The 257-nt window shown below is 73.5% G+C and carries 1 protein-coding gene; it reads left to right on the top strand.

Annotation, left to right across the window (positions count from 1 at the left end):
• A partial coding sequence (locus IH13_RS0114700; protein WP_037841374.1) for an NAD-dependent epimerase/dehydratase family protein occupies positions 1-257 on the top strand: 257 nt, incomplete at both ends.

The following is a 257-nucleotide window of genomic DNA, read 5'->3' as shown; positions in this document are numbered from 1 at the left end:
ATACGCCGCCCCGCCGCCGCCGGTGACGAGGTGGAGTGGGACCCCGAGCGCCAGTACGTCGACGCGGCGGGCCTGGTCGGCTGCGACGCCGTCGTCCACCTCGCCGGTGCCGGGGTCGGCGACCACCGGTGGACCGAGGAGTACAAGCGGAGGATCCGGGACAGCCGGGTGCTGGGGACGGCGGCGATCGCCGAGGCCGTCGCCTCGCTGGACACCCCGCCGAAGGTGCTGCTGTCCGGCTCCTGTCTCTTATACAC

The organism is Streptomyces sp. NRRL WC-3549 (assembly GCF_000721935.1).
Classification (GTDB): domain Bacteria; phylum Actinomycetota; class Actinomycetes; order Streptomycetales; family Streptomycetaceae; genus Streptomyces.
The sequence above is the reverse complement of the archived record's forward strand: the minus strand, read 5'-3'. Positions and strand labels throughout refer to the sequence as shown.